4 protein-coding genes are annotated in these 2,233 nt (G+C 50.6%); all 4 read right to left on the reverse strand.

Annotated elements, in window-relative coordinates:
* Window positions 1-28 precede the first annotated feature (28 nt).
* The 4 genes from HMPREF0494_RS11565 to msrA all read right to left on the reverse strand — a co-directional run bounded on the left by HMPREF0494_RS11565 (window position 29) and on the right by msrA (window position 2,149).
* Window positions 29-361, reverse strand: coding sequence for a DUF975 family protein (locus tag HMPREF0494_RS11565; RefSeq protein ID WP_007123195.1), 333 nt, complete (start codon window positions 359-361; stop codon window positions 29-31).
* A gap of 79 nt (window positions 362-440) precedes the next feature.
* Window positions 441-767 (reverse strand): hypothetical protein, encoded by a 327-nt coding sequence (locus tag HMPREF0494_RS11570; RefSeq protein WP_007123196.1) that lies wholly within the window; start codon window positions 765-767, stop codon window positions 441-443.
* Window positions 768-789: 22 nt separating this feature from the next.
* Window positions 790-1,563, reverse strand: coding sequence for a triose-phosphate isomerase (gene tpiA / locus HMPREF0494_RS01765; protein ID WP_007123197.1), 774 nt, complete (start codon window positions 1,561-1,563; stop codon window positions 790-792).
* 61 nt (window positions 1,564-1,624) lie between these two features.
* Window positions 1,625-2,149, reverse strand: a complete 525-nt coding sequence (gene msrA, locus HMPREF0494_RS01770) for a peptide-methionine (S)-S-oxide reductase MsrA (RefSeq protein WP_040458656.1) — start codon at window positions 2,147-2,149, stop codon at window positions 1,625-1,627.
* Window positions 2,150-2,233 lie beyond the last annotated feature (84 nt).

The raw sequence follows: 2,233 nt of genomic DNA on the forward strand, positions 1-2,233 counted from the left end.
CATTTTCTCACCAGCCTTTTTCTCTTCCCTAATGCAGTGCCTCTGCTTCACTTACCAAGTCGTGGCCCTCAACCAGACTCGTGTAGAAGTTCATGTAGGCCATATGCTTATACGGTGTAATCCAGATAAAGCCGATTCCGCAGGTCAGCCAGCCGAGAATATCCCAGCCAATAAAACTCAGGCGAAGGATAAAGAGGTCCAACTTATGACCGTCCATTAAGCGCCGGCTCAGGGTCACATAGTCAACGTAGCCGATGTGGCCGCTTGCGTCGGTCTCCTGCAAGTCCTTATACAGGTAGTAGGTCTGTGAATAGGAGAAGCTCTTGATAATTCCCGGAATAAACAGCAGCAGAGTCCACAAAAAGAGCAGGACCCACTGGATAATAAATAAGACAAAGACCGGAATAATGTACTTCCCGGTAAAAGCCTGAAAGGCCTTCTTAAACGGGGGCGGTTGGGGCCGACTCGGTACGCAGCCAATCGATCAGTGCAAAGTCCACCCCGACTAACAGGTAGGTCGTAATCAAGCCGCTGATAAACGATTGCTGAGTCGAGTAGTCATCGCCAAAGTCGAACGTAAAATCACTCAGCGCTATCCCCGGGTGGAAATGGATGAAGTAGAAACCCAAACTGGCCACTGCTCCACTCACTATCAATCCAGTCAGCACTTGGAAAATCACCGGCACGATATTTAGTTTGATTGCCGTTCCCCAATTGCCAGCTAATAATGCCCGCGCGTTTGCTTTTAATTCCCGCCGTGTCTGCAACGTAACTCCCCCTTAAAAACAACTACTTCTTACTTTCTTCGTCCTCCATATAGTTGACCATTTTTAAGAAATTGTCAACATCCAGGCTGGCCCGGCCAATTAGGACCCCATCAATGTCGGACTTGGCCATCAGCTCCTTGATGTTATCAGGATTGACGCTTCCCCCGTACAGGATCCGGATTTTATCGGCAATCTCATAAGTATAGTTGTCCGCAATGGTCCGGCGAATCGTCCGACAGCCCTCTTCGGCCAGGGCCACGTTGGCGTGCTGACCGGCACCAACCGCCCAGCTTGGTTCATAGGAAATCACGACGTTGCGAATTTGGTCGAGAGAAACCCCGCGCAAAACGCTCATCAATTGCTGGAATACATAGTGAATCTCGCCGTTGACTTCCTTTTGCACCATCGTCTCATCGGTACAGATAATCGGTGTGATTCCCATTTGCAAAGCCGCGTTGACCTTGCGGTTGACCGTTTCATTATCCTCACCGAATAACCGGCGGCGTTCGATGTGGCCCAGCATAACATAATCCGTCCCAAGATCTCGCAGCCCCCGGAGACTCAGCTCACCGGTAAAGGGGCCGTTGTACTCTGCCGCGGCATTCTGGGCGATAATCTTGAGGCCAGACTTACCGGCAGCCTGGGCCATGCTGTATAGGGCAAATGCCTGTGGCGCGATGCCGACTTCAACCTTTGCCGGATCAGGCAGCTGCCCCTTGATCTGGTTTACAAAGTCAACGGATTCCGCGACGTTTTTGTGCATCTTCCAGTTAGCAGCAATGAATGGTTTTCGCATGAGTCTTCCTCCATGTAAACGTTTTTAATAATTATTGCATATCTGGAGGAAAATTGCACACCTAGCTTTGCCAGTGGGTGCGCTTGAATTGGGCCCGACCGCCCTGCTCTTCGATTGCGTAGCGGAAGGGATTTTTCTTATAAAAATCCTGGTGGTAGTCCTCAGCAGGGTAAAAGGGCTGGGCATCTTCGATTCGGGTTACAATTTGAGCATCACCGAACTCGCCACTAGCTTGCAGAGCCGTCCGCGACTTTTCCGCCACCGCTCGCTGTTCCGGACTATTGACGTAGATTACTGGTCGGTAGCTATCACCGCGGTCTTGGAACTGACCCAGTGCGTCGGTGGGATCGGTCTGGTGCCAATAAATAGTCACTAATTCATCGTAGGAAACCACATCCGGGTCGAAAGTGATTTTAACCGCCTCCGTATGACCGGTATTGCCGGCACAAACCTGCTCATAGGTTGGGTTAGCGAGGTGCCCACCCGTATACCCGGACACTACCGACTTGATACCGGGAAACGTATCGAAGGGTTCAACCATGCACCAGAAGCACCCACCCGCAAAAATCGCTGTATCTAAACTCATGTTAATCGTCCTCTCCGATTGTTTTAGTGGCCTCATTATACAATTTCAGCAGACGAAAACAGAGAAAACTGCTTGGAAGTAGGA

It is taken from the genome of Limosilactobacillus antri DSM 16041 (genome assembly GCF_000160835.1).
GTDB classification, from domain to species: Bacteria; Bacillota; Bacilli; order Lactobacillales; family Lactobacillaceae; genus Limosilactobacillus; species Limosilactobacillus antri.

Bases quoted from the DNA above. Each gene is read 5' to 3' on its own strand.
- tpiA (WP_007123197.1), bottom strand. From the start codon at position 1,563: ATGCGAAAACCATTCATTGCTGCTAACTGGAAGATGCACAAAAACGTC.
- msrA (WP_040458656.1), bottom strand. From the start codon at position 2,149: ATGAGTTTAGATACAGCGATTTTTGCGGGTGGGTGCTTCTGGTGCATG.